The organism is Carnimonas bestiolae, assembly GCF_051251145.1.
GTDB lineage: Bacteria > Pseudomonadota > Gammaproteobacteria > Pseudomonadales > Halomonadaceae > Carnimonas > Carnimonas bestiolae.
The window spans coordinates 82,870-106,625 of sequence record NZ_JBPCZK010000005.1 but is presented as its reverse complement, the minus strand read 5'-3'; the positions used below and the strand labels follow the sequence as shown (position 1 = coordinate 106,625).

Here is a 23,756-nt window from a genome sequence, read left to right as displayed (position 1 = left end):
GTCATCGTAACGTATCAATCCGCCCTGTTATTGATGACAAATGGTTAACTTTATATTGCACGATGCCACACTCAGCGGGAGTAAAAGACACATCAGGACAATAATGGAGAGCGATGGCAATAGACGGCCAATGACATGGCAGCAGAACGTAAAGCGCTGCTAAAAATGCGCTGCGGAAGACTACAACGGAGGGAAGAAAACGCCGCTGACGCGAGTGGTGGCAGGGGGGTAGGCGACCATTATCACCGTCACACGGATCTGCCGGCGATCATTCAAACCTGAACTGCGGCTCACACGTGACGGGGAAATTAACCGAGCGAGCGATAAAGCACACTTCGTCAATGCGATGATGGATAGCAGTGGCAGCGGCTAAGTCAGTGCCTGGCGCGACGGTGATCGCGGGCTTGAGGATCGCCTTGAGAAAGCGCCCAGCCCCTTTGCGCCCTACTTCGCCCATTCCCACCGGGGTGTCGTGGTAGGCTTTGACCACGATGCCTTCCTCGGACGCGTAGTGTAAATACCACAGCATATGGCAGGCGGAAAGAGACGAAAGCAGCAGATCCTCGGGGTTCATTTTGGCAGGATCACCGCCCAGCAGCGGATCGTTCGAGCAGTGCACGACGGGCTTGCCGGGCACCGCAATATCCCAACTGCGAGCGAAGTCGCGGTAGCCCGAAGTGCCTGTACCAAGGTTACCTGTCCAGGTAACCGCGGAGTGGTACTCGTGCTGTTTCATTGCATCAGCGCTCCTACTGCACCAGAGGGATAGCGCCGTCCTGAAGCTGGGCGTTCACTTCGTTGAGCGTGGCCTGCACCTTGTTGAAGACGTCCGGTTTGCCACCCTTCTCAGCGTAGTGCTCCTCGATAGCGTGATTGAGCGACTCCGCTGCGTCACGTGAACGTACCACGATATCGTACAGCGCGTGCAATGCCTGACTGCGCTGCGGCTCTGCATCGGGAAGTTGATCGGTGCCGCGCTTGCCATAGCTTTGATCAAACGCTTTCAACGCTCCGCGAAGGCCATTCAACGGTTCGCTTAAAGGGCCGCTCAACGCGGCCAGCGCTTTGGGGGACCACATGATCTTCGGCACCAGTTTTTCAGCTTTACCTGCACCATCGAGCGCCGCCGAGCGATAGCTCGCGAAAAAAGCGTGCTGAGCTTGCTGCCCTTCAAGCGAATGCTGCTGGGCAAACGCCGACAGCGCGGGAAAATCGGCGGGCTGAGAACCATCTGTCATAACGGTTGAAACTTCCATCCAAAAGGTGAAAAAGAACGGCGTTGATTATTCAAGGAGCCGCGCGGGCTAGGCGTAGATCCAGGTATCCAGCAGCATCGCCAAAAAGGTCACGACAAATGCGCCTGCCAGTATTTTGTTGCCTTTACGTGGCTCTAGCAGGCCTTCAATCAATACGCCCACAATAAGCAACACATCAACACACAGCATAATGATGGTAAGAATACCTGGATGCATACGGCGGTTTCCTTGTTTCTGGATGATAAATCGTTGCTGGTATTCTTCGCCCTTAGGCCTTATTTGTCGAATGGAATTCGCCTACCGTCGCTTTGCCTCGAGCGGAAACCGTCTGATTCAGAGAAGGAGTATCACAGCGTGCTAGCAAGATACCCTGTAAAAGTGGCGCACTTCGGGCTGGTACGGTAATAGCGGGGCAGCGGGCAGCGGGCAGCGGGCAGCGGGCAGCGGGCAGCGGGCAGCGGGCAGCGGGCAGCGGGCAGCGGGCAGCGAGTGTTGCACAGATCATACGATGTCCGCCTGGACCTGATTTTATTTAGCGCGCGCTTAACGCTATCGCCGAGGATCGCGCATGCGGTATACGGCGCCCTTCAACGCTGGTAATCTCCGCCGCTTGGTATTTCGCGCCCCCTAACCGGCATACACTGGCACAATGGCAGTGTTCGACATTCATCCAACAAGTAGCGTCAGTCGAGCATGGGGAGTACCCGTTTCACTTGAGCGCACTATGGCTAGTGGCGACTCGCCCGCTCATGCGGTGTTGGAAGGCGCTTGAGCACATCATTTCTGCAACCAACCGGGCTCATTATCATTTCCGGCCCTGTTATCCCTCACATTGGAAACCGTTTATGGCTATAGAAGACGCCAACATGCCGTCGAAGGCGGCAGCAGTACACGAAAAGATCCGCTTGAGTGGCGAGAAAGAGCTGGGCCGCGATTTCATGGCGCTGTGGTGGTCTGCCGTTGCCGGCGGTATCACCATGAGCACTTCGTTAATCGCGCGGGCGCTGCTGCACACTTATCTTCCCGACACTGATATCGGTTTTCTGATCGATGCGATGGGCTACACGGTTGGCTTTATTCTGGTTATTACGGCCAACCAGCAGCTCTTTACCGAAAATACCGTGACCCCCGTGCTGCCCTTTATGAGCAACCCATCGGTCAAGGGGCTTGGCCGTCTGCTGCGCATCTGGTTTGCCGTGCTGTTCGGCAATCTGGTGGGTGCAGTGGTCGCTTCAGCGATTATTACCTGGCTGCCTATTTTCGATTCACCGGTGATCGAGTCGATGAAGGGAATTGGCATGCATATGATGAATAACACGCCCATCGAAATGTTCGCCAAGGGACTGCTGGCAGGCTGGCTGATTGCTACCTTGGTGTGGATTCTCAGCTGTTTGAAAAGCGGCCAGATTCTGATGATCTTCCTGGTAACTTACGTGATATCACTGGGGAACTTCACTCACATTATCGTGGGCGCGGTAGAAGTGCTGTTTTTGATGATGAACGGTTTGGTGGGCTGGCATGACGCCATCTTTACCTTCTTCATTCCGGTGCTATTGGGCAACATGATTGGCGGGATATTCATCTTCGCCTTGATTAGCCATGCGCAGGTGCGCAGCGACGGATAAGACCGCGCCGCGTTTCCTTGCGACAAAACAAAAGGGCCTGTGGACAACGTAACGTATCCACAGGCCCTTTTTATGCAGCGGCCGCTGCCTCTACACGCGTTAGGGTTTATCAACCTTCTTGTCACGCGCATGCTCTCCGAGCACCCGATTGGTCAGGTAAACCGAAGGAATGGTGGTCGGCATTTGCATCTCACGATGCTTGCGCGTCCAGCGCCAGCCGATAGCCAACAACAGCCCGATAAACGGCAGCGCCCCCACCGTGAAGGTGCCGTTGGGATAATCGAAAGCCATCATGACCAACACCGCCGCCAAAAACAGCAGCGTCAGCCATGACGTAACTGGCGCACCCGGCATTTTGAAATCGACGTCGGCCACATCGCCACGAGCAACGGCGCGACGAAATGCCATCTGGCAGACAACGATAAACGCCCAGGTGCTGAGAATGCCGAGCGATGCAATGTTCAGCACCAGTTCGAACACTGACGACGGCACAAAGTAGTTCAGCACCACGCCAATTGCATAGATACCCAATGTCATTGAGATACCCACATAGGGGATGGCGCGCGAGTTCATCTTCGCCAGTACCGGCGGCGCTGAGCCACCCTGTGCCAGCGCACGCAATACGCGCCCGGTGGTGTACAGCCCCGAGTTAAGGCTCGACAGCGCGGCGGTCATCACCACGATATTCATCGCCGAACCGATATAGGGCACACCCAACGCCGAGAAGAAGGTCACGAAGGGGCTTTCGCCACTGCTGTAGGCCGTCCAAGGCAATACCAGAACCAGCAGCACTACCGCGCCGATGTAAAAGAAGGCGATACGCCACACCACGCTATTGATCGCACGCGGCAGCACTTGCTTGGGATTCTCGGCTTCACCGGAGGTGATGCCCACCATTTCTATCGCAGCGAAGGCGAAAATGACGCCCTGAACCAGCACAAATGCGGGCAGGATACCGTTGGGGAAAAAGCCGCCGTTTTCATTGATCAGGTGTAGCCCTGGCGCATGCCCCAGCACATGGAAGCCACCACCGACCACCACCGCAGCCACTAGCAGGAAAGAAACGATAGCAATCACTTTGATCATGGCGAACCAGAATTCCATTTCGCCAAACCACTTCACGCCGACAAGATTCATCGACCCCACCACAATCAGCGCTACCAGCGCGGTCACCCACTGAGGCAGATCCGCGAAGGCGTCCCAATAGTGCATGTAGAGCGCAACAGCGGTGATATCGATAATGCCGGTCATCGCCCAGTTGAGGAAGTACATCCAACCGGCCACGAAAGAGGCGCGTTCGCCTAGAAATTCACGAGCGTAGGAGACAAAGCTGCCGCTGCTGGGGCGGTGCATCACCAGTTCGCCCAGCGCACGCAGAATCAGGAACGAGAAGATACCGCAGACCAGATACACCATCGCCAGCGACGGTCCCGCCACTTGCAAGCGACCGCCTGTGCCTAGAAACAGGCCGGTGCCAATGGCACCACCGATAGCAATCATCTGAATTTGTCGGTTACTGAGGGACTTACTGTAGCCAGCCTCGTGGGAATCGAGCCAAGCCCGCTTATCGTCAGCCTTCGTTTGTTGAGAAGGGTCTGAGGACATCGCGATTCTCCTTGATGGCAATAAGGTCGTTCGAATCATTCGTGGCTACTGTCACTGCAGTACGACATCAGTGCTGATGCTGCGATAGCGGTGTCAGAACGCAGTAAACACGGCAACGCCTAGCCGACAGCTGTCGCCAAGGAGGGAATAACGCTATTCGGTGATGGTGCCACGACTGGGAAGAACGAATGAAACCACAAAACAGTAAGCTAGCGCTAATAATTCTCGCCGTAAAAGGCGTATTTGACCGCTATTTGCCACTATCAATGCCACACCCGACAAATAATGTGCGGCGTCAGCTATAGCAACAGCGCCCGCAAGCGGGCGCTGTTGGAGGAAGAGAGTAATGGCAATGCTCGTGGCCGGCGAGCGCCGCTTTTCACTATCCGTCGCGATCAATATTTGTCGTTCAAGGCATAGAGTACTGCAGCGGTTTCTGCATCCAGTTCTCCTGAGTAGTCGCTAGGACGGAAATGCATCTGGAAAGCACGAATCAGCGCCTTGTAACCGTCGGCAGTAGAGGCTGGTGCGGTGCTATACCCATATTGCTGCAGCGCATTGAGGATGTCGCTCTGCTGCGGCACGCCCTGGTCGTTGAACTGGCGTTCATAACGCGTTTTCGTATCTTCATCGTACCAGGCACCCACGCCCGCATCAGCCAAGCGTTTCCACGGGAATGCCGGGCCCGGATCGGATTTACGCGTGGGCGCGATATCGGAATGCGCGACAACATTCTTGGGCGACACATCGGGATAGCGCGACAGAATATTAGAGGTCAGCTGAATCAGCGCTTCTACCTGCGCATCTTCGTAATCGGGGAAGGTAAACACGCCGTTATCATCGCTGGCGAGGTTAACTACCTCGATTCCGATCGACGTATCGTTGAGGTTAGTGCGGTTGGCCCAGGTACTGGCGCCAGCGTGCCAGGCACGGTCGTTTTCATCGACCAGATTGAACACTTGCATACCGCTATACCCCGAAGCCTTGTAGCTTTCGTCATCCAAACGCGGTACCAGATAGTGCGAACTGGTGTTGCCGGAAAGCGCCTTCACTGAAGCCTCAAAGTTGATGGCCGTGTAGTGCAATACAATGAAGCGCACCCGTTTATTAAATGTTGGACTACGATAAGCAGTGTAATTGATAGTAAGAGGACCCATGTCGAACTCCTTTTGTCGTCAATGTGATAGGACAGCTTGCGAGACACACTATTGCATGCTTTTACTCAACCACCGTGGGTGCCCCGCTGTACACCAGCCGTCCCACAAGATATCGGCAATTTTAGGCTGCTCTTAAGAAAAATTACGCTTGGGCGGCACGAATTAATCATATTGACCGTAAGACAGCGCTCAAGACGACACTGATCGTTCACAGCTGTCAGCTCGATAATCGCATCAACTTCCAAGAACAAAGTGATTCCAGATGACCTCAAAGCACTCACAGCAACGCTCATTTTTTGGGCACTCGCGCGCGCTCATTACGCTTTCCAGCATGGAGTTGTGGGAGCGCTTCTCGTTCTATGGCACCCAAGGCATTCTGCTGATTTACCTGTACCGCTCAATAACCGAGGGCGGGCTGGGCATCCCACAATCCACTGCGTTAGGACTGCTGGGCGCCTATGGCAGCGCGGTATACCTCTCAACGATTTTGGGGGCCTGGTTTGCTGACCGCGTACTAGGCAACGAACGTACCGTTTTCTATTCGGGCGTCATCGTGATGCTGGGGCATATTTCGTTGGCGGTACTTCCGAGTGTGGCCGGATTAGCCGCTGGGCTAACACTGGTGGCGGTGGGCAGCGGCGGCGTCAAATCAAGCTGTGGTGCGATTGTAGGCGCGCTCTATAAACACGATCACGGACGTCGAGACTCGGCCTTCTCGCTGTTCTACCTGGCGGTGAACGTTGGCGGCATGGCGGGCCCTGCCATCACGGGACTATTGCAACAGCAGGCGGGCTTTCACTATGCCTTCGGCGCTGCGGCTGTCGGTATGGCGCTTGGACTTATCGTCTATTCCCGCGGACGCAAGCGCCTTCCTGATAGCGAACGCCACGCACCCTCCCCGCTTTCATCACGCGAAAAGCGCGTATTCAGCCTCTCTGCCATTGTGGTTATCGCCGTCATAGCGCTCCTGTTGGCGACGGGCACGCTCACCGCCTCGCGGTTAGGCCCTTTGCTGTTTGTCGTTATCGCCATCGTTGTGCTGGCTTACTTTGTAGTGATGTTGACATCCAAAAAGGTATCCACTGATGAGCGCAAGCACGTGGTGGTGTTCATTCCCATCTTTCTTGCCAGCGCGGTCTTTTGGGCGCTCTACGTGCAATCGTTTGGGGTATTCATCGCGTTCTTCGACCAGCGTGTCGATCGCGCCTTGTTCGGCTGGGAAATGCCCGTTGGCTGGTACAACTCGATGGAATCGCTGATGGCTATCGTACTTGCGGGCAGCTTCGCGGCGCTGTGGGCGCGTTTAGGAGATCGCCAGCCAAGCTCCGCCGCCAAGTTTGTGATCGCGCTGCTGTTGATCGCTGCCAGCTTTATCGCCTACTACCCCTACCTCGGCCAGAACCATCAGCAAATGCCATTGATAGCGCAGCTGATACAGCTGTTTGTGTTTACCTGTGCCGAAATCTGTCTCGCACCGATTGGCATGTCGCTTGCAATTAAGCTGGCTCCGGAAGCGTTCAAATCGCAAATGTTGGCGATTTTCTATCTATCGTTAGCGTTCGGTATTGCCGGCGGCGGTGTGCTGGGCTCGCACTACAGCGAACAGCAGGAAGTGGTATGGTTCCTCGGCATGGCGGCGTTCGGGGCATTGGCAGCAATACTGCTGTGGTGCGCTGTACCATGGATTCGGCGGGTAGCACCGCAAGCCTGCTGAGCCTACCCTCAGCGCACAAAAAAACGCGGGCCTCGAGCCCGCGTTTTGATATCTAGCATAAGCAACTAGGCGCGACCAAATACCTTGGTCAGGTGCGCTTGGTACTCGGCCTTGAAGCGATCGACTTCCGGCACTTTCATTACATCCGTCGCCAAATAAGTGGGCAGAGCCTTGAGCCCGACGAACTGCTGCGATTTATGGAACGGCATATACACCTCATCCACACCGCGACCATCGAAGAAGTTGCCCGGCTCGTCAAACGCTTCGAGCGGTGCATTCCACGTCAATGATGCCATGTAGTGACGACCCTGCATCAATCCACCGCTGCCGTACTGCTTATGCGGATCATGGCGGCTGCGGCCATCGTTGGCATAGATACGTCCTGCGCCTTCCGTAAACACTTCGTCAATGTAGCGCTTGACCGTCCAAGGCAGGCCCATCCACCAGCCTGCCATCTGATAAACGATGGCATCAGCGCTGAGATGCTTCTCCACTTCGGCGGCTACGTCGTAGCCGTTTTCGATAACGGTTTCTTCGATCTCATGACCCAGCGACGTTAGCGTCTCGCGCGCGACCTCGTGCAGGGTGTGATTCAGTCGTCCGCCCGAGTGAGCGAAGGCCTGACCACCATCAATTAACAGCACTTTCATACCAATATCCTTTAATGAATCAACTGAGCGGCACACTAAACGTCTGACAGCGCCGCTTGTATACAAGGCGATATGGGGGCGCATTATTGTTTTGAAAAGTCATTAATCGTGACGATTGGCGATGACTATGGGCGCCCATTTTACATTGCTAGCAATTTAATTCGAGTTACTCTACTCTAATGGAAATGTCCCGTTTACGAGGTGGTTCATGGCAACTTTATTCGATCCTGTAAAACTCGGTGCGCTAGAACTTCCCAACCGCGTTGTGATGGCGCCGCTCACGCGCTCGCGCGCTGAAGATAACCGTGTACCCAATGCGCTAATGGAAGACTATTACCGTCAGCGTGCCAGTGCCGGACTGATTATCAGCGAAGCAACGTCAGTCACGCCGATGGGCGTTGGCTATGCCAACACACCTGGCATCTGGTCAGACGAGCAGGTTGCTGCATGGAAAAAGATTACCGACAGCGTGCATGCAGCCGGTGGACGCATTGTGCTGCAGCTGTGGCACGTTGGTCGCGTCTCTCATTCCAGCTTTTTGAATGGTGAAACGCCGGTGGCCCCCAGCGCGATCGCGGCCCCCGGACACGTGCGTCGGGTGCGTCCTGAAACGCCACATCCCACCCCACGTGCGCTTGAGCTCGACGAAATTCCTGGCGTGATTGCTGATTATCGCAAGGGCGCTGAAAACGCCAAACGCGCGGGCTTTGATGGCGTGGAAGTGCACGGTGCCAACGGTTACCTGCTCGATCAATTCCTGCAATCATCAGCCAACCAGCGCGATGATCAATACGGCGGCTCGGTAGAAAACCGTGCCCGTTTGCTGCTGGAAGTTACCGATGCCTGTATCGAGGTATGGGGCGCTGATCGCGTAGGCGTGCATCTGGCACCACGCGGTGACCTTAATACCATCGACGATAACAACCCCGAGGAAACCTTCGGCTATGTGGCCGAGCAGTTGGGCAAGCGCCAGATCGCCTTTGTGTTTACGCGCGAGTTTGTCGGCGATGACAGCGTTACCCCGCTGATTAAGCAGAAGTTCGGTGGTCCCTTGATTGCCAACGAACGCTTGGACCACGACAGTGCGGAAGCACTGCTGGAGCAAGGCGCTGCCGACGCGGTATCGTTCGGCCAGCTGTTCATTGCCAACCCGGACCTGGTGGAACGGCTGCGCAATAACGGCCCGTACAACACGCCCGATACCAGCACCTTCTACGACGGCGGCGCGGAAGGCTATACCGACTATCCTAGCCTCAATGATTAACGCCTCTGGCTAGATAGACAAACGCCCGGCACTTCTCAGTGTCGGGCGTTTTGCTTTGTCGGCGTCCAAATGCTTGAGTGCAAAGCGCTCGCTTACTTCGCGTTCAACTCGTAGCTGTGCTGATCGCCCTCTTTCTTGTAGAGCGCAAGAGAATCATCAAGCAGTCGCAACGTTTTACCCTTCAGCTCCAGATACAGCTGGTGCGGGTTATCCTGGGAGCCAATCTGATACACCACTGCGTTCTGATCGTCGGCGGTGCCTGACGTTTTGGTCCATTGCCCTACCGAAGATTCAACGTTGGTTGTTTTACCATCCTTGAGATGCTTTTCGCTCAAGGTATAACCGCTGGGCTGATTGTCGCGGGTAGTACGCAGTGTCAGCGTTGCATCAATGGCGTCGCAGTCATCGCAGGGCAACCGACCACTGTAAACCGTGGAGGTCACGTTTTCGTCGCTTTGCGATGAATTGCCATCCAAATGCGAGTTATCAACTGAAGGCGTCGGCTGCGCCTCGTTCTGAGCATCGTCGTCCGGGCCGCTGCACCCCGTCAGCGCCACTAGAGCAACGCTAATGGCCACCGTACCCGTCAACCGCTTGAATATTTTACCTGCCATGCTATGTCCCTTGAAGCTGGTTATTCGTATTCACGCTAATCATAATTAGGATCGTCCAGCAGCGCCATTGCTGGTGAGTAATTCCCCACAACGATGCCGCCGTTGGCGCTTGTGCACGCTTTCGTAAACGCTTAGCGACTGATGAATAAGCATCCGCCAAAAGGCACGGACCCGGTAACAACGCGGGAGGCGATTGCGATTTCCCTCGATAACCAGACAGCAAACTCAGGTTCGTCCACTGAAACGGCAGTGCGAGCCGGGGAATAGCCAGGCCATTAGAGGCGAAATAAAGCAGCCAATGCTGTCTAGTCCAGCCCTGTCACTACACTGCGGATCAGGCTCACCCATGCTTTTACATCCTGCGTTGAGGAAATATCGCCTTGGTATTCCAGCAAGGGACGCGATGGCTGGTTGGAGCCTCGGAACCGGTGACGATATATCTTCATGGGAATGCTGATCCGAGTGAGATGACTCGGCGTTTCGGGCACGAACACAAAGTTGTTATCCATATAGAAAGTATCCGCACTGGTCTCCCTACCTACCTGAATTGCCCCGGCTTTACGAAACAAATCAACGGCATCCAGACAGGCCGACAAACAGCTCTCATCAGTTACCAGCAAAATCGGAACGCGGAGAGGAATTACCTTGTGGCGATGGGCTTCCATCTTCGACGGTTCATTCCAGAGCGGTTGATCATGCTGTCGGGCCTTTGCTATCGCGATTGCAGTATCTTGCATTTCCTCTCGCAAAGGGGGCGGCAGCCCTTTATAAAGCGCGCGCTGACGCAGTTCTTCGAGCACCCCTGAAGAAGCGCGCCAATCGATGGTTTCTTCTTGCAATAGGCGGGTGACGCCCTGCTCACCCCATAGAATAGTGGCTAACTGGTTTGCCCAGTCAGAATTGCCGCCATAGTTGCCCCTAAGATCGATGGTGAGCCCCTTGGAGTGTTGTATGGCGGGCAGCGCCGCTTTGAATTGCTTAAGCACTGCGGTAAGCGCGGGCTGTAGTTTGTCGTCAGATGCAAAGGAGTCGAATGAAGGAAGAGAAAGCCACCAGCTATCGTCTGGCAGATGATGCAAGGCTGTGGGCTGATCAAAAGAGCGCTGAGCCTGACTGATGTATTGCTTCATTCTATCTGGAGAGACAGAGTGCCAGTCCAGCTTCACTTTCAGCTCTTTCCCCTCAACGTCGAACAGGCAGAGCGCTGGGCGACGGATAAATGGATTTCCCTCGTCGATAAATAACCGATAGCCCATTGCTAACCGCTGACTTTTCAAAAACCAGCTGGGAGTAAATGAGCCCACATTAGTTTGCATGAGCGTCTGCGCCTTAATGCCATCACAGGATACCAGCGTGGCATTAAGGGGAATCTTCGCTCCGGGTTCACTCGCCACCACCCGTTGCGTGCCATCTGCGGTCATTCGAGTCAGAAATCCCGGCCAGCGTCTTTCTATCGAAGGGGCTTTAGAAGTAGGCGAAATCTGCATGTGCAGATCGTTAAAGTGTGCTCTGTAGCGCTCTATCAGCCAGAAATAACCGGCATAGCTGCGTATATCAGAGGCTTGTGCGAGCGCCAGCCGGAAAGCTTCAAACTCACGCGGGCCAAACTCAGGATCTTCCTCATTGACCATGCCAGGATGATTCGCCCTTACGTAGTCATGAATGAAATGTAAATCCTGAGTCGCACGGGAAGTCCAGTTGATCTGGTTGGATGCGATTGCACTACTTAAAGTGACTAACAGCATGGGCAAACACGAAAGGGTTACTGGCGTTTTCCGCATGAACGTACACATGAACCTCAGCATGGCGTTTTCCTTTATGGTCACGGCACCACATGTGAACGTTCAGGTAGCGAGATCACCCAGCTTTCTACAGCATCATCGCCCTTTATATGCGCAGGCAGCGGAATTTCTGGCTTCCAGGTAGCCAGATCGCCTCTAGGGCGATTGCGTAATACTTCCAGCGGAACCGACGCCGCTAATCGCCCGCTCGGCAGTGTGAGCTTGCGACTATCCATGTACAGCGAATCACCGTTGGTCTCCTGACCGATCTGCACTGCGCCAAGAGAGCGGAAGTAATCCACCGCATTCAGACACGACGAATAACAACGGTGGTCAGTCAACACGTAAACCGTCGGTGCTATGCCGGAGTGCTTGGCATTCTGCTCGGCGGCGCTAGGTACCTGTTGCTCTGTATAGAACGGATGTTTTGCTTTGATGGCGGTGCTCAAATTACTGATAACATCAGCAATCCAGTTTTTGGTTGTGTCTGGCACCGTTGGCTGCTGCACCAATTCGCTGAAAGCACTTTTCCACCACTCGAGGTTATCCTTCGTGGCCCGAAAGTCTACTGCGTCGGGGGCTGGCAATGCGTCGGCAGCGGCCTGTCCCCAAAGAATCCTGACCACTTCTGTGGCGTAGTCCGACATACCGCCATCGTTGCCTCTAAGGTCGATGACCAACCGGGACGACCGAATGATTTCCTTTCGATGCGCATCTAGCTTTTTGATTGCTGCATTTAATTCATCGCTTTCGATAAAGGATGAAAGCGTCAGCCACCAGGTACCGTCGCTCAATCTTATTAACCCAATAGGGCGACTATCAGGCTGCACCACCCTGTCGCTTACGTTGCTCTTCTCACTCTCTGTTAGTTCACGCCAGTGCAGTTGGATGCGCTTACGCACACCCTTCGCCAGAAAATCACATTTCACGGGCCTACTGACGAACGGGTTACCTTGGTCGAAAAACAGTCGGTACCCTGAAAGCTTGCGCTGAGCGAGTAGTTGCCACGCGCCGGTGAATTCCCCGATGTTTCGATGGGCAATCATCTCGGCGCTTACGCCATCGCAAGACAACAGTTTTGCCCCCAAAGGAACGGGAGCATCAGCTGCTCGATAAACGACAACCTGCTGGTTGTCATCGGTATATTCGGTTAAAAACCCCGGCCAGGATTCGGGCAAGCGCAACTCTTGTGCGGGAGCTATGGCGACATGCCCATTGTTAAAGCTCGCCACATATCCCCTCATTAGCCAGAAGTACCCAGCAGCGTTACTGACGCTCGGTATCCTGCTGTGGGCAAGATGAAACGCCTGTTTTTCCCGCGATAAAAACGGCGGATCTTGTACATTTACTGCACCGGGATGGTTGCGCAAAATATCGCGATGAAGGTACAGCAAGTCGCTGCGTGCGATATCCCGCCAGTTATTAGTTATCTCCCCAGACGCACCAACTGCCGCGTCCGGCAAGCCCCCCGCTAGCAGGAAGCAAAGCACTAATTTACTCGACGATAGCATTGGGCGGCTCTAAACAAGATCATAAGTGATAAAACCCAACCCGCACCGCCGATGTGATTCTGCGGGCTTCTACGGTGCGGTTGGGAGTCTGATTGACCAATTCCAACTACTTGTCATCCGCCAGCAACTGCTCGATCTTGTCCATCAGTTTATCCATGCGTGCCGCGAGGGCGTCGTAGGGGGCTGATGAAGCCAAGTCGACACCGGAGCTGCGCAGCAGCTGATAGGGGTTCTGGCTACCGCCTTGCGACAGCATCTTCAGATAAGTGTCGCGGACTTGGGTATCGCCCTGCTCTATATGGCTGGCGAAGTAATTGGCGGCCGTTATCGAGGTCGCATATTGATACACATAGAAGTCGTAATAGAAATGCGGCACGAAGGCCCACTCTACATAGTAGGCAGGGTCGATGTCGGTGACGCCTTTATCGACGCCATAGTATTTGCGCAGGGTGTCACCATACATGCGAGTCAGGCGTTCGCCGGAAAGCGCTTCGCCACGCTCCACGGCGGCATGAATATTGGCCTCGAATTCGGCAAACTGAGCCTGACGGAAGAAGGTGCTGCGCAGACTGTCGAGCGCTTGGGCCAAATAGTAGATTTGCTGCTGACGGCTGGCGTTGCTGCGCAGCACGTGATCGACCAGCAGTTCTTCGTTGGTGGTCGAGGCAATTTCAGCCAGAAAGATGGGGTAGTCTGCGGTTTCAAAGGGCTGATGACGATTCGACAGAATCGAATGCATGCCGTGGCCCCATTCATGCGCGTAGGTAGAAACGCTGTTGTAGTCGCCATTGAAGTTCATCAACACATACGGATGCACGTCATAGGCAGCGCCGTTCATATAAGCCCCCGAGCGCTTGGCTGTCGCGGGGTAGGCACTGGTCCAGGGCGAGCGGTTTATCTTCTCGATGCCTTTAACGTAATCCTCGCCCAGCGGCTGAACGGCGGCCTGTAGCAGCTGTTTGGCGTCGGTCAGGGTGTACGTGGGCGACTTCCCGCCTAGCGGCACGTAGAGATCGGAATAGCTGAGCGTTTTAAGCCCCAGCATGCGGCGACGCAAATCGAGATAGCGGTGCAGGGTAGGCAAGTGCTTCTCAGCCCCGGCCAACAGCCCATCGTAGACGCTGTCAGGAATCTCGTTAGCGGCCAGCGCTGCTGCTCTGGCGCTCTTGTAATGGCGCAGGCGCGCGTCGATGACGTGCTGATTAACGGTTGTGCCCAGCAGCGAGCCTGCCGTGTTGGTGTAATGGTGCCAGGTGGCCCAGAAGGCATCGAATACGCGCTTGCGGATAGCGGGATCTGGGTGGGAACGCCAGCGTTCGTAGGCGCTTTGATCAAGGGTGACCTGCTTGCCATCGATCGTGAGCGTGGGCCAGGTGATATCCGCATTGGCGAGCAGCGAGTAGCTCTCGGAAGCCCCCTCCATCACCGGCGATAGCGCCGCCAACGCCGACTCGGTCTCGGCGGGCAGCGTGTGCCCGGCCTGCTCGCGCAACTGCTCCAGGTAGCGACGATGCAGCTCGAGCTGAGGCGTTGCTGCCCATTGTTCGAGCGTTCCTTTGGGCAACTGCAGCAAGGTGGGCGCTAAAAACCCGAGCTTCTGCCCCAATCGGGAGGACACCTGCTGGACGCGCGCGTTGCGCTCCTGCGCGCTGGCGTTGCGCAAGTCTTCATCGGCGGCAAGGCTGGCATAGACCGACAGGCGCTTCAGGGTGCGCTGCACTTGGCTCACGTCATCCAGACAGCTTGCCAGCGCAGCAGGCCCTTTCACCACGCCGTCCGCCGAGCACGGTAGCTTATCCAGCGATGCCGCCACCTTCTTCAGTGCAGTGTTCCACTCAGCATCGCTGGCATACAGATCGGCGAGCTGCCAGTGGCCTTGCTGCGGCGTATCTTCCGCCAACACCACACCGGCAGTGGAAAGACCGCTGGCAGCCAGCAGTGAAATCATCGCGCATCGTTTCAGCGCAGTGGGCAAAAACAGTGGCTTGTTCATAGGATTGTCCTGGACGGGCCGACGCCACGGCATGACGCTGGCGCGGGGATAACTGTTGTGGGTATTCGAGCGAGTCATTCGCACGCTAGAAAAAGCCCTGACAAGGTGCATCTGCCAGGGCAATGGATAGCGTTTATACGTTCATTCGCACCGTTAGAACGAGTAGTTAAGGCGAGCGTAAAGCTGCCTGCCCACGGCGTCGGCATAGCGCGCGTCGTAGCCGGTATTACCCCACTCATCCTGATTGGTATAAGGCGGTTTGGCGTTGAAGACGTTGAGCACCCCTACGGTGACCCGCGGCCCTTTGGTGAACTGATAGCCCACCAATCCATCCCAGGTGGTGTAAGAAGACACGTGCTCGTTGTCGTCGGAATACTCGTCCTTATAGCCCGACATGTAGTTGTTGGTGATGGCCGCGTTCCAGCCGGCATTAGCCCACGAGAAGGTAGTGGAATGTTTCCAGCGAAATGCCACCAGTCCGTCGCGATCGTAGCGGCCGGCGCGGCTCTCCCACTCCTCCTCGCCATCCTGGCGTGACTTGTACTTGTTCACATAAGTACCGGTCAGGGTCAGCCCCCAGGTGCCGTACGACGAAGGAAGCTTGTAGTCGAGGCCGATATCAACGCCGTTGGTTTCGGTTTCGCCAATGTTTTGATTGAGCGTCGGAATATAGCTAATTGGCGTGGCAGAGTTGGGGCCGCCGGGACGCACAATCTGTTCGGGGTTATTGGCAACGACGTCGCGTGCGCTGCGCGCGCCAATTTCATCACTGATCTTGATCCACCACAGGTCAACCGTGGCCGTCAGGTTATCGACCGGCTGCAGTACGAAGCCCAGGGTCCAGTTCTTCGACTTCTCGGGCGACAGGTCAGGGTTACCGCCCTGACGCACCATCTGCTGCTTGGTGCAGCTATCCGCACCGTCTGCGCAGAGCACCGGATCGGCAATCTTGCCCGGCGAGAAGGTGGTCGACTGCGGCTGATACATCTCATACAGCGACGGCGCACGGAAGCCTTCGCTATAGGAGCCGCGCACCACTAGCTGATCGATCGGCTGATAGCGGAACGAGAACTTGGGATTGGTCGAGTCACCCACCTGCGAGTAGCGGTCGTAGCGCGCCGAGCCGGTGACTTCCAGCGAATCAAGCAGCGGCACGTTAAGCTCGGCCCATAGTCCTTGAACGTCGCGGCTGGCAGTGGTGGAACCGTCGGGGTCCAATCCGGACGAGCTCGAAAGGCCCGCACGCTGGTTGATAATGCTTTCAAAGCGCTCATGACGCGCTTCCGCACCAAAGGCGAGCGCTACCGGCCCAGCGCCGAACCAATCGCCGATATCGCGGTTAACGTGACCGTCCCACGAGTAGATTTCGTTCTTGCCGTGCCACAGATTGCCATATAGCTGAGCATTGTTGAGTGCGCGACGGCCGCTGGCGCCCGGATCGGCAGCGAAAGGATCGAGCGCCCCGCTCTGAATCGCATCGCCCACCATCGCGTCGTTAAGGAAGCCGCCCTCGGAGGTCAAATCCACGCGGTTAACGTTGTAGGCCACCGCGGTGTCGTAACGCCATGCACCAAAGCGCCCATCCAGCTCGAACATCACACGCTTGGTGTCGTTCTCGTTATCCATCACACGCGGACCTGCGTCATGGCTACGATACTGAGCCACCACGTCCTTGGTGGGATCGATGCCCGCCACGCCGTGCGGGTATGAAGGCGAATCAGGCGATACCACGAAGCCGGCATCGTCGCCCATGGTGAACGGTGATGCCGCGCTGAGCGTGTCGATATTGCTGCGCGTCCACAGATACGACAGCGAGCCAGTGTGATTATCGCCAATCTTGAACGACCCAACCGTAAACAGTGATTTGGTCTCACTGGGATCGACAAGATACTGCCCTTTGGAGGTGTCGTAGGCGCAGGTGCCGTCACTGCCGGGGTATTGATTAACTCCGGAGCAGCCAGGGCCGTTGGGCGATATCTGCTTATCCCCTTGCGCGATCACTGCGGGGGAGTTGTAAGGTGATGAGCGTGCATCGAGATTGCGTAAGGCGATATTGCGTCGGCGGTCCGAGTTCAGGCCGTTATTTTTTGACCAGCTAGCGGTTCCCATGATGTTGAAGCGATCCTTGTCGAGATCGCCATAGCCCCATGTGCCCGAGTAGGTTTGCTTTTGGCCGCCGCCCGAGGAAGTCGGCGAGTTGAGATCACCGCTAACCGTCGCGCCTTGGTAATTTTTGCGAGTAATGAAGTTGATGACGCCACCAATGGCATCGGAGCCGTACAGAGCGGAGGCACCGTCGCGCAGAATCTCGACCCGCTCCAGCGCGTCAAACGGGATCATGTTGAGATCGACAGCAGTGCCGTAAAGCGCGTTGTTGGCCAAGCGACGCCCGTTCAGCAGTACCAGCGTTTTATTTTCACCAATGCCTCTCAAGTCAGCGAAAGCAGCCCCACCGGTGGTACTACCACCCGTTGACAGCGATCCAGAGGCCGAGCCGGAGTTGGAGCTTAGCCGACGCATCAGTTCATCGGTGCTGGTGATGCCCTGATTCTTGAAGTCCGACGCTTTCAAAACCGTTACAGGCACCGCCGTTTCAGCGTCGGCGCGCGCAATCGCAGAGCCGGTGACCTGAACATTGTCCAACTGCTGAGTGGGCGCGTTACCCGCAGGCACCGCAGCAGCGGCTTCAGCGGGTGCAGCAGCTTCGGCAGGGGCTGCTTCGGCAGGTGCAGCTGCTTCAGCGGGGGCTGCTTCAGCAGGGGCGGCAGCTTCGGCGGGGGCAGCTTCAGCAGGGGCGGCAGCATCGGCAGGAGCGGCAGCTTCGGCAGGGGCAGCTTCAGCAGGAGCAGCGGCTCCCTCAGCACTTGCTTGTGCATGTGCAACGGAGGTTCCCAGCGCCATTAGCAGCGCGGATACGGAGGCGAGCGTGAAATAGGTGGCCCTCGGAAAACGAGTGCCGCCACGGCTGCGCGAAGATACCGCGACAGCCGGTTCGATTGCAGAACCAGTCATGATTGGAATTCCCTAATGAACGTTAGTTGTTATTGAGCGGAAACCGCTCTTTGTACCGCGCTCACAAGGAACTTCTCTGCTTCGCCAAGCAGTGGTGCAGTGTGCTTTTCGATAAATAGTGCCGGGCGACGAGAAATTCGTTGTTATTAATATCGTGCCGCTACTTATTGCACTTGCTATGGGCGACGCTTGATATGCGACGCCCGTCTGACAAATCCCTGGCTATATCAGTTAGGGCTGGTGATAACGTTCACCTTGGTAACGCCCGCTTTTTGGATGGTCGCCATCGCCTTGGCAATCGGACCATACTCGGTGGTTTCATCAGCACGCAGTTGGATGCCGGTACGCTCGTTCTCCTCGTGCGCAGATGCTACGCGCTGCTGCAACGCTTCGAGACTGAGCGCATCCTTATCGATGTAATATTTGCCCGCTTTATCAATGCTAACAATGATGGGGTCGGGCTGATCGGCGGGTGCCACCGCGTCCGTTTTAGGCAGATTCAGCGGAATCGCCTTGGTCAGCAGCGGGGCTGTCACAATAAACACCACCAACAGCACCAGCATTACATCGACCAATGGAGTGACGTTCATCTCGCTGAGAACATCGTCATCGCCGGAATTATTTGAAAATGCCATCACCTACTCCTGAATTCCTGAATGGGGCCATCGCATCGGCCCCGCCAGCCACTCTCAGACGCTACGCATGCAGCATCTGAGGGGCATTTAGCGCTTAGGATCCCACCTTGGTTTCAATACCCGGGGTAGGATCGCTCATTTCAGGCGTCGCATGATCTGCAGACTGGAAGTCGCTCTGCTGCGCCAGGCTATAGTACGCCTCTGCAAACAGTTCGAGATCGCTCGCCGCCAGCTTCAGCTTGCGTACAAAGAAGTTATAGATCAGTACCGCCGGCACCGCCGCGAAGATACCAACGCCCGTTGCAATCAGCGCGTGCCCGATGGGGCCCGCTACGCTGCCAAGGTCAGCCTGACCCGTCAGGCCAATACGCACCAGCGCTTCCATGATGCCCCACACGGTACCGAACAGACCGATGAAGGGCGCGGTGCTGCCAATACTTGCCAGAATAGCCAGACCGCTTTCCAGCGAGCGGCGTTCCCGCTGAATTTGACGCTTGAGGCTACGCTCCAAACGATCAGAGCGGTTGATCTTGTCGCCCAGGTTGCGATAACGCTCGGGAATATCAGTTCCCTTGACCACATCGTTACCGGTGCGCGCCAGATGCGCCATCGGCGCACTGCTCGAAGCAGCCACTTCAGCACTTGCACTCAGATCGCTAGACTTCCAAAACTGACGGCTAAAGCGCTTGTTTCTGGACTTAAAGCGGCTGAACTGAATCCCTTTGATTAACAGCATCGCCCAACTGACGACTGAGAAGGCAATCAGAATCCACAGCACGCCCGGCACTACCGCGCCACTGAACGAACTTTGCAGCAGGCTATCTCCCATCATCGGTGGTGGCGTTGGCTGTTCGGTATGCGCCGCGCCTTGCTGTGCAGAAGGAGACTGAGCGCCCTGCTGTCCAGCGCTATCGCCGGAGGCATGCTGAGCCGCATTATCTCCGGAAGAAGTAGCATCTGAACCTGAACTATTGTTGACGTTATCGTTGTCGGCCATGTTGACTCCCTATGCGTCGCTACTGGCATTCCTCGAAGGACTTTATGTTCAACGCCACCACTGCGGCGTTGTTCGATGTTGAGACATTTACTGCGGTAAGTGGAAAGCAATACTCTGCAATGCCCACCCGGAAATTGGCGTATCTCCTCGCCGTGCCGGCTTGAACTTCCACCCTTTGACGGTGTTAACCGCCGCGTCGTCAAGCAAACTGGAACCGCTCGACTTGGTGACCTGCACCTGCCCCGCCCGTCCTTGCGGCGTGACCAGAATCTTCAGCCCCACAGTGCCCTCAATACGGCGTCTTAGCGCCAGTGGAGGATATTGTGGCGGCGGGTTGCCCAGAGACTGCATGCCCGACGTAGCAGGCGTTACCTTGTTCGAATTAGCGTTCGAGTTGGCATTCGATTTAGTGGTCGCCGAAGACGAAGAAGCGGAAGGCTTCGAAGGCTCGGGCGAAGGCTTAGGAGCAGGCTTGGGCGCTGGTGTTGGTTTAGGCGCGGGCTTGGGCGGCTCAGGTTTGGGCTTCGGCTTGGGTTTAGGCTTCGGCTCAGGTTTGGGCGTTGGCTTGGGCTCGACCTTCTTGGGCGGCGTCTTGACCGAATTTTCGTCGACCGGAGGCGTTTCAGCTTCAGGCTCGGGAGGTGGCGGCGGTGTCAGGTCGACCTCAACGGAGGGCGGCGGGGGCGGTGGTGCCGCTTGAGGCATTATCTCGGCTTGAGTGTCCTTCGGCCCTTTTAACAAAAACCAAATGATCGCCACATGTACCAGCAGAGACACGACGATCAACGCCGCCACCTCTACTCCAGACATTGTCCTTTTACCTGCACGTCCTACAGACATTCTGCACACATCCTTTTTCTTTATTTTTGGGTGCTTTCAAACTTTTCTTACAAAAAAGCAGGCGCATCCTTTTGTAAAACAGGATTAATACAGTAACTGATATTGCTCGGAGGCAGGTTCCCGGCCCCTTCCAACGATAAATCGAGCAATGGGAACAATCCCAATGAAGGCACTTACAGGCAGCTATTTGAGTTATTCCTGCGATCCCCTCAACTCGATCATAGGCAACGAGATTACTGAGGTCAACGAGTAGACGGCTCGATATTCACACAAGCGTCATGCTTCTACGATAACGACTGATAGCCGATCATCGCTGCCTGTCACCGAAAGCCAAGGGCCAACACGGCTACGGTTTCTTGACGCTAACGCATCATCTTCTACGACCTTCAGCCTCCACTAAGCGTTGCGCTGGTTTCTGGCAATATCCCCACCGCATCACTGCGACGACCTGTGCTCCGTGCTCCGTGCTCCGTGCTCCGTGCTCCGTGCTCCGTGCTCCGTGCTCCGTGCTCCGTGCTCCGTGCTCCGTGCTCCGTGCTCCGTGCTCAAAAAATTAACCAAAGATTAATCAGCAAGTAACACTTTTCCCTAAGACTGGCGCCGCAGATGAGGTTGGTATCGCCCCCTCTCCTGAACTTCAAAGACAATTCGTTTGCCGCCGGTGTCTCATTTCGCTAAGTCGCCGGCCGAGGGATCATAATGAAACTGATGAAGGCGTTTTCCGGGTGCGCACTACTAGGGCTTTGCTATGCAGGCGTGGCTCAGGCAGAAATTCCATTGTTGCAGCGCGGCAACAATACCCCCTACCTGAACAATCTTAGCTTGGAAGTAGGCGGCAGCGTACGTGGAGCCTACAGTAACGAAATGGGCAGCCAGGATGATGGTTCGCGCAACCACCGCGGCGTCGACGATGGCACGCGCTTCCGCTTCCGGGCCGATTACTACTTCAACGATGACTGGCGCCTGTTGGCCTACTACGAGGTAGGCACCGATGTAGCTCACTGGTTTGGCGATAACCGCCACGTTAACGGCAAGGGCACCGACCGCCGCCAGTTGTACGGAGGCGTTGCCAGCAAGACCTACGGAAAGCTGACCTACGGCAAGCAGGAAAGTGTTTACTATCAAACCATCAGTAAACCGCTTGATTACTGGGTACAGGATAAAAAGGGTCAGCCCGCAGGCGGATTCGGCTTCAATCCCAACTACGACAACGGCGAACGCAGCGACGGTCTGATCAATTACGAGAATACCTTCGGCGACTTCAAGCTGCTAGGTGAAGTAATGATTCCGACCCGCGATGTGTGGGACGGCAGCTTCATTTACCGGCGCGGAGGCGGTGCAGGCCTGGCGGGGCAATACAGCGTTAATGACGATCTGACGCTTGGCGCCGCCTATACCTATCAGGACGTCAAGATTCACCGCGATGGCGAGTCCAACCAAAAGGACTTCGACCAACACATGGTCGGTGCATCGGTAGGCTGGACACCGGGCCAGTGGCACTTGGCAGCATCCGTGGGCTACTACAAGGATTACGTACCCAACAACGTGGATCCTGACATCGATCCATCCAACTATTTCGTTGGCAATGCACGCAGTTGGGAAGGATTTGTCGGCTACACCTTCGACCTGCCCGCCGACTGGGTCAGCAAAATCCAACCCTACGCGGCCCATAGCTCGACTCGCTGGAGCAACTTCGACCAAACCTACAATTATCTTGGTGTCGTGACGCGTTTCCCGTACCGATTCAGTCTGTGGATCGAACGCCAGTTTTCCAACACCTCGGACAACCAGCCGGACGTGAACAAAGTTAGGCTGCGCTACGACTTCTAGTCGTACGAAACGCTAAAAGCCGCCCTAGAGGCGGCTTTTTTGTGCTCGACAATAGCACTGCGGAAACGCCTGGCGGCAATCCTAGTAGTTGTAGCGTGCGTAAAGCGCCGTGGAAGGATGACGATTTGGCGCCTTCTGGTCGTCGCGGGTACGGTCCTTGTACCACATGTGATCGAGTGCGAGGTCGATACGACCTTCCCAGATCGCAGCGCCTACACCCACGATATGACGCTCGAGCTTATCGTCGCTGTGCTGATCCTTGCGCAGGTTGTAGTCGTAGTAGACGTTGATATCGCCCCAGCTTCCCAGCGCGTTAGCAAAGGTGTAGCCGCCGAAGGCAGCGTAGTGATCGTAGGCTTTATCAATACCCACCGCATTGCGCGTTTTGCCCCCCACCGCGCTGAATACCCAGTGATCGGGTGTCCAGGTGGCGCCAACGTTCCAGGCGTTGGCATTGGGCTCATCGTAGCCTGCCGTTTCGCCTGCATCGACACGGCCATGGTGATAGCCGGCACCGAAGGTCAGCTCTTTGGTCGCGTGATATTGAGCACCTACCTGCGCGATGTACTTACGCTTCATGCCGTGCGAGTAATGCTGCTCAAGCAACTCGTCGCCTGCTTCGTTCAGCGAATAGTGGGTATCGTGCTTGATATCGCCGCGCGACCATCCATACAAGGCACCCAGCGACCATTTATCAATACCGACTTCGTATTTGATCGTATCGGAGGGACGCTGCATAACGCCGTTGAAGTCGTTGCCCTGCTGGACGACCTCGGAATAGTTAGCGTAATACCAGGGCTGGTCGGTGAAAACATCGACGAAGTCGTACAGCACCGTATTTTGGCGCCCGACGGTCAAGGTGCCGTAGGTGGGGTGCGAGATGCCAAAATATTTATGGCGATTTTTATGATTATCGCCTTCCGACGTTGAAAAGAACGGATCGAAGCCTTCTTCCCAGCGTGCTAATACCGTTACATCGTTACCAAGATAACGTTCATAAACAATATTAACGCGGCTCGCTGCATTACCATGTTCATTTCTACTCGTGCCACCCGCGTTCCATTGATAGACGTAAGCGATACGCCCGCTAATAATTAACTTGTTATCTTCATCTTCAAATGCGGTAAATGCGTGCGTCTGTGCACCTACCAGCAGCGCACTCAGCATGACCACGCCACGCGTTGCCGCGCTTACCGGCAAGTATCTGATAATAGTGGATTTCATTATGTGTTCCCGCCCCGAAAACTGCCCGTTAACGCAGTCCCGAGTTTC

The 23,756-nt window shown here is 55.8% G+C and carries 19 protein-coding genes; 4 read left to right on the top strand and 15 right to left on the bottom strand.

Going from position 1 to position 23,756, the window contains the following annotated elements:
* Positions 1–268: 268 nt before the first annotated feature.
* The 3 genes from R84865_RS07905 to R84865_RS07895 form a co-directional block, all read right to left on the bottom strand.
* Positions 269–736 carry an OsmC family protein gene (locus R84865_RS07905; RefSeq protein WP_435639344.1) on the bottom strand — a complete coding sequence of 156 codons (468 nt, stop codon included), beginning with the start codon at positions 734–736 and terminating at the stop codon, positions 269–271.
* 13 nt (positions 737–749) lie between these two features.
* Positions 750–1,238 (bottom strand): hypothetical protein, encoded by a 489-nt coding sequence (locus R84865_RS07900; protein ID WP_435632477.1) that lies wholly within the window; start codon positions 1,236–1,238, stop codon positions 750–752.
* Between the two features lie 66 nt (positions 1,239–1,304).
* Entirely contained in the window at positions 1,305–1,472 is a 168-nt protein-coding gene (locus R84865_RS07895; protein WP_435632478.1) for a hypothetical protein, read from the bottom strand.
* Positions 1,473–2,101: 629 nt separating this feature from the next.
* On the opposite strand from R84865_RS07895, the gene R84865_RS07890 reads away from it, so the two are divergent.
* The gene (locus R84865_RS07890) at positions 2,102–2,881 is read left to right on the top strand and encodes a formate/nitrite transporter family protein (protein WP_435632479.1); all 780 of its coding nucleotides are present in this window, start codon (positions 2,102–2,104) and stop codon (positions 2,879–2,881) included.
* 99 nt (positions 2,882–2,980) lie between these two features.
* Here R84865_RS07890 and ansP read toward each other — a convergent pair whose 3' ends face one another.
* Together ansP and R84865_RS07880 are read right to left on the bottom strand one after the other, a co-directional pair.
* Positions 2,981–4,486 (bottom strand): L-asparagine permease, encoded by a 1,506-nt coding sequence (gene ansP, locus R84865_RS07885; RefSeq protein ID WP_435639343.1) that lies wholly within the window; start codon positions 4,484–4,486, stop codon positions 2,981–2,983.
* Positions 4,487–4,881: 395 nt separating this feature from the next.
* A complete protein-coding gene (locus tag R84865_RS07880; protein ID WP_435639342.1) occupies positions 4,882–5,643 on the bottom strand; it encodes an N-acetylmuramoyl-L-alanine amidase in 762 nt (253 codons plus the stop codon).
* Between the two features lie 262 nt (positions 5,644–5,905).
* On the opposite strand from R84865_RS07880, the gene R84865_RS07875 reads away from it, so the two are divergent.
* Entirely contained in the window at positions 5,906–7,357 is a 1,452-nt protein-coding gene (locus R84865_RS07875) for a peptide MFS transporter (protein WP_435632482.1), read from the top strand.
* Positions 7,358–7,422: 65 nt separating this feature from the next.
* On the opposite strand, the gene R84865_RS07870 is transcribed toward R84865_RS07875, so the two are convergent.
* Positions 7,423–8,007: an NAD(P)H-dependent oxidoreductase gene (locus tag R84865_RS07870; protein WP_435637176.1), complete on the bottom strand. Its 585-nt coding sequence runs from the start codon at positions 8,005–8,007 to the stop codon at positions 7,423–7,425.
* A 208-nt stretch (positions 8,008–8,215) separates the two neighbouring features.
* On the opposite strand from R84865_RS07870, the gene R84865_RS07865 reads away from it, so the two are divergent.
* On the top strand, positions 8,216–9,271 hold the full coding sequence (locus tag R84865_RS07865; RefSeq protein ID WP_435632484.1) for an alkene reductase: 1,056 nt from the start codon (positions 8,216–8,218) through the stop codon (positions 9,269–9,271).
* A gap of 92 nt (positions 9,272–9,363) precedes the next feature.
* Here R84865_RS07865 and R84865_RS07860 read toward each other — a convergent pair whose 3' ends face one another.
* From R84865_RS07860 to R84865_RS07825, 8 genes are all read right to left on the bottom strand, one after another.
* Positions 9,364–9,885, bottom strand: a complete 522-nt coding sequence (locus tag R84865_RS07860; RefSeq protein ID WP_435639341.1) for a copper resistance protein NlpE N-terminal domain-containing protein — start codon at positions 9,883–9,885, stop codon at positions 9,364–9,366.
* Between the two features lie 305 nt (positions 9,886–10,190).
* On the bottom strand, positions 10,191–11,630 hold the full coding sequence (locus tag R84865_RS07855; RefSeq protein ID WP_435639340.1) for a S41 family peptidase: 1,440 nt from the start codon (positions 11,628–11,630) through the stop codon (positions 10,191–10,193).
* A 77-nt stretch (positions 11,631–11,707) separates the two neighbouring features.
* Entirely contained in the window at positions 11,708–13,177 is a 1,470-nt protein-coding gene (locus tag R84865_RS07850) for a S41 family peptidase (RefSeq protein ID WP_435639339.1), read from the bottom strand.
* A 106-nt stretch (positions 13,178–13,283) separates the two neighbouring features.
* Entirely contained in the window at positions 13,284–15,170 is a 1,887-nt protein-coding gene (gene pepF, locus R84865_RS07845; protein ID WP_435639338.1) for an oligoendopeptidase F, read from the bottom strand.
* A 153-nt stretch (positions 15,171–15,323) separates the two neighbouring features.
* Positions 15,324–18,182: a TonB-dependent receptor gene (locus R84865_RS07840; protein WP_435639337.1), complete on the bottom strand. Its 2,859-nt coding sequence runs from the start codon at positions 18,180–18,182 to the stop codon at positions 15,324–15,326.
* Positions 18,183–18,409: 227 nt separating this feature from the next.
* Entirely contained in the window at positions 18,410–18,817 is a 408-nt protein-coding gene (locus R84865_RS07835) for an ExbD/TolR family protein (RefSeq protein WP_435639336.1), read from the bottom strand.
* 94 nt (positions 18,818–18,911) lie between these two features.
* Complete coding sequence (locus R84865_RS07830) at positions 18,912–19,814, bottom strand: MotA/TolQ/ExbB proton channel family protein (protein ID WP_435632491.1); 903 nt, start codon at positions 19,812–19,814, stop codon at positions 18,912–18,914.
* 87 nt (positions 19,815–19,901) lie between these two features.
* Positions 19,902–20,624: an energy transducer TonB gene (locus tag R84865_RS07825; protein ID WP_435632492.1), complete on the bottom strand. Its 723-nt coding sequence runs from the start codon at positions 20,622–20,624 to the stop codon at positions 19,902–19,904.
* A 729-nt stretch (positions 20,625–21,353) separates the two neighbouring features.
* Between R84865_RS07825 and R84865_RS07820 the strand changes: the two genes are divergently transcribed.
* Entirely contained in the window at positions 21,354–22,484 is a 1,131-nt protein-coding gene (locus tag R84865_RS07820) for a porin (RefSeq protein WP_435639335.1), read from the top strand.
* Positions 22,485–22,565: 81 nt separating this feature from the next.
* On the opposite strand, the gene R84865_RS07815 is transcribed toward R84865_RS07820, so the two are convergent.
* Positions 22,566–23,708 carry a porin gene (locus tag R84865_RS07815; RefSeq protein WP_435632494.1) on the bottom strand — a complete coding sequence of 381 codons (1,143 nt, stop codon included), beginning with the start codon at positions 23,706–23,708 and terminating at the stop codon, positions 22,566–22,568.
* Between the last annotated feature and the right edge of the window lie 48 nt (positions 23,709–23,756).